At 37.0% G+C, this 7,067-nt stretch carries 6 protein-coding genes and 1 pseudogene; all 7 read right to left on the bottom strand.

Going from position 1 to position 7,067, the window contains the following annotated elements:
- Window positions 1-488 (bottom strand): annotated as a pseudogene (locus ACJMLH_RS10920) (UDP-N-acetylmuramate--alanine ligase); the annotation flags it as partial.
- Window positions 481-1,866, bottom strand: a complete 1,386-nt coding sequence (locus ACJMLH_RS10915) for a Mur ligase family protein (RefSeq protein ID WP_405277650.1) — start codon at window positions 1,864-1,866, stop codon at window positions 481-483. The gene ACJMLH_RS10915 and the pseudogene ACJMLH_RS10920, both read right to left, overlap by 8 nt.
- 92 nt (window positions 1,867-1,958) lie before the next feature.
- Window positions 1,959-3,146 (bottom strand): aconitase X, encoded by a 1,188-nt coding sequence (locus tag ACJMLH_RS10910; protein ID WP_405277647.1) that lies wholly within the window; start codon window positions 3,144-3,146, stop codon window positions 1,959-1,961.
- Between the two features lies 1 nt (window position 3,147).
- Window positions 3,148-4,482, bottom strand: coding sequence for a DHHA1 domain-containing protein (locus tag ACJMLH_RS10905; protein ID WP_405277644.1), 1,335 nt, complete (start codon window positions 4,480-4,482; stop codon window positions 3,148-3,150).
- On the bottom strand, window positions 4,472-4,870 hold the full coding sequence (locus ACJMLH_RS10900; protein WP_405277641.1) for a 30S ribosomal protein S15: 399 nt from the start codon (window positions 4,868-4,870) through the stop codon (window positions 4,472-4,474). Before ACJMLH_RS10900 ends, ACJMLH_RS10905 begins: the two co-directional genes overlap by 11 nt.
- Window positions 4,871-4,938: 68 nt before the next feature.
- Window positions 4,939-5,490, bottom strand: a complete 552-nt coding sequence (locus ACJMLH_RS10895; protein WP_405277638.1) for an XTP/dITP diphosphatase — start codon at window positions 5,488-5,490, stop codon at window positions 4,939-4,941.
- Window positions 5,491-5,584: 94 nt separating this feature from the next.
- A partial coding sequence (locus ACJMLH_RS10890) for a bifunctional N(6)-L-threonylcarbamoyladenine synthase/serine/threonine protein kinase (protein WP_405277635.1) occupies window positions 5,585-7,067 on the bottom strand: 1,483 nt, incomplete at its 5' end.

Below are 7,067 nucleotides of genomic sequence, written 5' to 3'. Positions count from 1 at the left end.
AAAATACCTACGTCCCCATCCAATCTGGACTGTAGGATTGGAATGAATTCAGCATTGCCCTGCATGCCTTCCAGATCATGTTCACATGGTTTTATTCCATTATCATAAGCAACCCTTTTAAGTAAAGTGGTTGTGGTTGTCTTGCCGTTAGTTCCTGTGATTCCAAATACAGGTTTTTCAGGTTTAATCATTTCAATGATGTCACACAATTCCAAAATAGGTTTCCCGCAATTTTTTAAAATTTCAGCGTCCTTTGGCATACTTGCGGGAGGAATTATATAGTCTGCCTTTTTGAAAAAAGTTTCAGGAGTTTGACCATAGTAAACATCAATATCATAACCTTCTAAAGCTTTTGCGAATTTGCAATCCTTTTTAAATGTTAAATCTGTTCCTATAACGTTGTATCCTCTTTGTTTAAGAATCCTAGCTATTAAATTACCATTAGCTCCGCAAACACCAATAACTCCAAAGGTCTTATTTTTATTCATACTCATTACTCCCTTTTTCAAGCCCTTTCATAATTTTATCTACTGTAGTTAGCCTATCATATGCTATAAGCGGTCCCATGTGCAAAATAATGTCTCCAGGCTTTGAATATTTAAAAGTCAACTCGGCTGCCTTTTCAATATCCTCAACTGCTAACTTTTCAATGCTTGGATTGGTGATTGCATCTAGAATTTCTTGAGCAGCCTCCATTTCAACTTCCTGAGTTACTTCATTAAAACCGCTGGCTATAACAACTTTAATATCATAGTTGCTTATCAATTCGCCAACTTCAGCCTTATCCCTTACGGACAATGTATCAAAATGATCAAGGAACAGGACTACACTTTCATCCTTAAAATAATCCAGTGTAATTTTCATTCCATCATATAAAAATGCGGAATCGAGAATAACTTTTCTTCCATTATAATCTCCGACATCTTCCATGTGTGCCGGCAATCCCTTAAATACTGTCAAGGCATCAATGATATCTGATTCTTTAACGCCGTATGTTAATGCCACTGCTGATGCGGCAACGGAGTTTTCAAAGAAATAGCTCATCATGTAAAATGGAGTTGTGAATTCCACATCTTTTGATTTAATTGTTAATGATTTTTCTCCAACAGTTCCCCTAAAGTCCACATCTTCATCCAATGCATAGTAAATCGCATCATCCCTAACAGTTTCGATGATGTCACGACAGGAATTGTTTGCGATGAAAGTTTCACTCATGGCCTGAAGGACAAGTTTGCGCTGCTGGTACTTTTCAAGTGACCCCCCAAATTCGGACAAATGGTCTTCGGCGATGTTTGTCAAAAGCCCAATTTTGATATTTAATCTGTTTAAAAGGCCAATAGTGCCATGAGGAAGTTCAAAAATAGCTATATCACATTCTTTGGCTTTACCCTTTACAATTCCATCTATGATTGCTTCTGAAACAAGGTTATTTACTAAAGATGAACAGGACCATACATTATAACCCGCCTGCTTAAAAAGGCTTGTAGTTATGAAAGTAGTGGTTGTTTTTCCCATAGTTCCGGTAATTCCAATAATATCAACAGGAATCAAATCATTAACGATTTTAGAAAATTCTTCATTGGTCAAGACTTTTAAGTTTGAATTTTTAACTTTTTCGGCTATTGGAGCGGAATCCGGTAATGTCGGTGGCATATAAACTGCATCAAATCCGTCAACGGACGGATCTTTATTTGGTAGGTCTAGAATAACTCCTTCCTTTTCCATTTCAATTAAACTTCTTTGAAATTCTATTTTAAATTCTGAAATATCTTTTAAATCAGTTATTACAACCTTATGACCCAAATAATTAAGCAATCTTGCAACGGGCCTACTAGCATTTCCAGCACCAACAACTAAATAATTCATAAAAAAGTCTTCCCTAATTTCTATTGCTATAATTTATAGATTTTATGTAATTTAAAGTTTAATAGTTTTAAAAAAAAAGAGTTGAAGAAAACTTATTCAAACTGAATAAGGTTTTCCACATCATTATAAACAACATCAAGTCCGCACATTGACGGAACATAGTTTGCTGCCTTTGCTGAATTTACACCGATTACTTCAAAGCCCATCTCTTCAATAGGAGCTACAACCATACAGGTGTCACATACAACATTTCCGCCTGCTTTTTCAATAATCTCAGTGTAGCCCATCCTATCGGCTGTTGCCTTGACACTAACTGATGTGCAAATCCATAATTTATTTTTAATATTTTTTCCTTGAACAATACTGGCTACTTGTTTAATTTCTTCAAGTGATGCATGAGGACATCCAAGACAGATTAAATCAGGTTCCTTGTCAGTAGTTGATAATTTTTGGCGAGTTTCTCCGATTTCCTTATCAGATATGAACATTATATCTTCAACTTCCGCTTCACCTGCCCTGTCAAATTCAGGAGTCACATTATCGATGTGATAAAGTGCAACGGAACCTGATGATGCAAGTGCAGCACCAAGGGTTTTTAAATCGTTATTGTTAGGAGTGTTTTTAAGTTTAAAGTAAGGTACGCCGCCTCCAACGACTTTACCGATAATATAACCTAATGCACCGAAATCAGCACCTTTCAACTCACAGTTAACATTAACGACAAGATTTGCCTTTCTGTTTTGTTCTAAATGGAAACCATATAATGGAGTTTTTCCAACAATTGCTGCTGCAAGTGCTGCCGGACCGCCTTCACGATTGGTTCTAGCCCCAATTACAGAATTGACATAGGCAACAGCAGAAGATTCAGACCATGAAACATGATCTCTAAATCTTGGAACATTACCAACCAAATATGGAGTGCAAGTACATGTTTTGGAAATGCCTAGATTTGCATATGCATCAACAATCTGATTTTGTTTGATTGCAAAGTCTTTAGGAAATCCCAATGCTTCCCAATTATCCAAATCAGTTCCCGGAGGATTTAATGATGCATTGATGGTAGCTTTACCTGAACCATCGCGAGCCAAATCTTCAAGATACTCCAAACCAGCATCTCCAATAGTTTTGTAAGAAACACCAGATACCTGTGCAGAAGTAATATCAACTAATTTGGAAGCACCATAGATATCACCTAAAGCAACTAAGATATCCATACTTTTTCTAATGGTTTCTCCAAATTCTCCATCGCACATTTGTTGTTCTTCATTTGTTAAAAACATATTAATCACTATTTAATTGATATTCCACCATTTCATCAACCAAGTGTAAGAAATTATCTTTACTCTCATATGGTATCATTGCACCGGCTGCAATATCATGGCCTCCTCCAGTTCCTCCAAAATTATTTGAGGAATCCTGCAAGGCTTTTCCTAAATTAACTCCTTTTGCAACCATATCCCTGGTTGTTCTACCGGATATTTTAATATCCTTGTGAAGTCTTGAAAGTCCAAGTACAGGTTTGGAATTGTCCAACAAATCAACTGACAGGCCGATACTTGCAATAGTACCCATTATAGATTTCAATAATTTATCTTCACTGTATAAGTATTGGATTGAATTCAATTGCTGAGCGCCTTCTCTTTTAACCCATTCAAGACCTTTGACAATTTGGTCACGGTATTGGCGTTGCAACCTTAAAGCGGCATCGAGAGCCTGATCCTTTTCACCCATGGCAATGCTTAAACCCAATCCCTGTTTTTTGTTTTTGCCGCATGCGTCAAGAATATATGAATATTCCTCCAAATCGCGCAACATTGGAGATTCCTTAACTACAGTATAGCAATCTCCGAAAATATCTGGATTGACATTGATTAAGGCATCCTTTAACAGGTCTTTCTCCTCATCTTCCAAATCTGTAAATTTGATTCCATAAGACAGGTTCATGTGTTCTAAAAACTCACGGGCCCCATCCAAATCACCACTGATTCCCGGAAGAGGCGGTGAAAAAGTATAAGCGAGAGATTTGAAAATCGGTTCGGTTGATTTTGAAACAATCTTTAAACCTTCATGAATCTCCAAATTACCGCTTTCAAGTGCATCGTCAAGAATCAATTTGTTTACACCAGTAAACCCTTCCTGACCTTGCATATCACCAAACGCACCCACCAAAGCATAATAAGCCAAATGTTTTTTATCTAAATCCCTTATAGTCAAATAAGCGGATCCTGCACCACATAACTCCTTACTTCCATCAACTCCAAAAAGATGAGGATTTACATGGACAACATTGCTCTCGGCTTCGGTGTCATTGACCTGATGGTGGTCTGCAACAATAACATCATGCTTATAGGTGTTGAATTCCTTAATGAACTGACTGCCCATATCGGAGAATATGAATAAATCATTTTTTTCACTTCTTAGCTGATTTACCATATCTTCCTTAAGACGTGGGACAAGAGTTGCATGGAACTGAACATCCTCTTCAGCCAAAGCATTCGCTATGACTGCAGCCGCTGAGATTCCGTCAGCGTCGTTATGAGAAATTAATCTTATAACAGTATCATTTTCCATATGCTCTTTGAGCATATTACAAGCTTCGCTAGCTCTATTTAACAAGGAGTGCTGCTTCTCTTGGATTATATCTCCATCCTTCTGGTAATTTACCTTCACTTACATAGTAAGAAGCTAATCTTCTGATTCTAGATTCGATAATAGTTAAACCTCTTCTAGAGTGTAAATCTTTTGGGTTTTCTTCTAAGTGATCTCTGATGTTAACTGCTCTTCTGATTAAGTTCATTAAGTCTTCTGGGTAGTCTCCAGCCTGACCGTTTCTTCTTAAAATTTCAGTGATTCTTTCACCAGTTACATCTTTAACTGAAGGAATTCCGTATTGGTCTCTTAATACAATACCTATTTCTGAAGTACTTTTACCTTCTCTGTTAAATTTTAAAATCATTTCTTCAATTTCTTCATCACTATAAGTTACCCATTCTGGTCTTGCCATAATATAAACCTCTTTAAATTTATTAAATCTTAAATAAGCCCAATTAAGCAGTAATTAGAAAAATAATGTTACTCTTGACTAGAATACCATTTGATAAATTTTTCTAAAGAATTTTTTCTATGTGAAAATTGGTTTTTTTCATCAGTTGTAAGTTCTCCAAATGTCTTACCTAAACTAGGCACATAAAACAATGGATCAAAGGCAAATCCTAAATTTCCCCTTTCTTCAACTGCGATTTCTCCTGACACTTTGCCTAAAAAGATCTTGGGCTCAGAATTGGGGGCACAGTACCCAATAACTGACCTGAATTCGGCATAACGGTCATCAGAATCTGCTAATAACTTCAAAATTCCTTGATTTCCAATAGTATCTTGAACATAATGTGAATATGTTCCAGGAAATCCATTCAAAGCTTTAATGAATAAACCAGCATCTTCCACAATCACAGGACAGTCAAGTTCATGACAAGCATATTTTGCGCCTGATATGGCCACTTCCTCAAGAGTTCCCTGAGGCTCTTCGTAACCTAAATCAATATGCTTTAAGTTAATGTCATAATCTTTGAAAATATTCTCTGCTTCTTTTACTTTATGTTCGTTACCAGTTATAAATGTTATCATATTTTTAAATATAATGGTGATTTCTATTAAAATTTTGGTTAACTCTGATGTCAGTGAAATGGGTTAAATTATCCTTACAGCTGACAGTTTTAAATTAGTGAGTATATCTTCCACGGGATTCAATATCCTCAATAGTATTAACAATAGAATCGTTGCCATATCCTTTTAAAACCAAATCAAAATATTTGACTGCTAAATTATAGTCAATACTTTGCAGGGATTTTTTCAAAACAAGCAAATCAACTGCTTTATCCTCATCAATAGTGGAATGTCTTCCAAGACCAAAATCAATGAAAACCAGCTGGTCATCTCTAAGCATTATATTTGAAGTGGTAATGTCTCCATGAATAATGTCTGCTGAATGAAGTTTGGAGATTTCATGACCGATTCTGAATGCCAAATCCTCATCGATAATGTCTTTAACAATAACACCGTCGATTTCTTCCATCAATATTGATTTGTTATCGAGATCAACATCATACAAAACAGGTGTTACAACACCCGCTCTTTTAGCATCAGACAATAACCTGGCCTCAAGTTTGCATCTTGCCTTTCTGATTTTATTGTCAATTTCAGGAATTCTATAATTTTTTACAATCCTGTCCTTTAAAACTGCAGGTTCTCCCAGGTAGTCGGCTCTGACAATATTTGATTCAGCACCCTTTGCTATCAAATCATCTGTTAATGTCAAATAGCTTTTCGAATTGTCAATCCATGGAATATCAACCTCATCAGTTCTGAATCTTTGAATGATTCCGGTATCTGCCAAATCCATCGGACCGAACTCGTTGCACATTAACAGTCCCAGCCATGCAATCATGACTCCATTGTCACCGCAGAGTTTCATCTCAGGCATGTAAAATTTGGCACCGTGCTCTTCTGACATTGTCTTAAGCATTTCCCTTAATCTTGAATTGGCGGAAACCCCACCGCAAAGCATCACCTCATCCTTTTGAGTGTGGGACAGTGCCCTTTCGGTCACTTCCACCAACATTGAAAAGGCAGTTTCCTGAAGGGAAAAACAGATATCCTCCATTTTGGTTCCCCTTTCAGCTTCCCTCAGTGCTGCTGACAGCAATCCTGAAAATGAGAAATCCATTCCCTTTACGCTATAAGGCAAATCTATATATGAACCTTCCTTAGCCAATTTTTCAATAACAGGCCCACCGGGATGGCCCAAACCTGTTTCACGTCCAAAATGATCAAGACAGTTTCCGATAGCTATATCCAAGGTTTCACCAAAAATTCTGTATCTTCCACTTTCATAAGCTATAACTTGACTGTTTCCTCCACTTACATAAAGAGCAACTGGATTAACAGCACCAGTATCCAGTTTTCCTACTTCAACATGACCTATACAATGATTGACTCCAATAATTGGCTTTTTAAGCGATAATGCCAGCGTTCTTGCTGATGTTGCAACTATCCTTAAGGCAGGGCCAAGACCAGGACCCTGTGAAAATGAAATCAGGTCAATGTCATCATAAGAGATTCCTGCCTGAGCAATAGCTTCAGGAATCAGCTTAGGAATCCACTCTGCGTGATGTTCTGCAGCAATTCTTGGATGAATGCCCCCT

Source organism: Methanobrevibacter sp. (genome assembly GCF_045116495.1).
Classification (GTDB): domain Archaea; phylum Methanobacteriota; class Methanobacteria; order Methanobacteriales; family Methanobacteriaceae; genus Methanocatella.
This window is presented reverse-complemented; position numbering and strand designations above follow the sequence as displayed.

Excerpts from the sequence above, each read along its gene's own strand:
- ACJMLH_RS10915 (WP_405277650.1), bottom strand. The coding sequence starts at position 1,866 with ATGAATTATTTAGTTGTTGGTGCTGGAAATGCTAGTAGGCCCGTTGCA.
- ACJMLH_RS10910 (WP_405277647.1), bottom strand. The coding sequence starts at position 3,146 with ATGTTTTTAACAAATGAAGAACAACAAATGTGCGATGGAGAATTTGGA.
- ACJMLH_RS10900 (WP_405277641.1), bottom strand. The coding sequence starts at position 4,870 with ATGGCAAGACCAGAATGGGTAACTTATAGTGATGAAGAAATTGAAGAA.
- ACJMLH_RS10895 (WP_405277638.1), bottom strand. The coding sequence starts at position 5,490 with ATGATAACATTTATAACTGGTAACGAACATAAAGTAAAAGAAGCAGAG.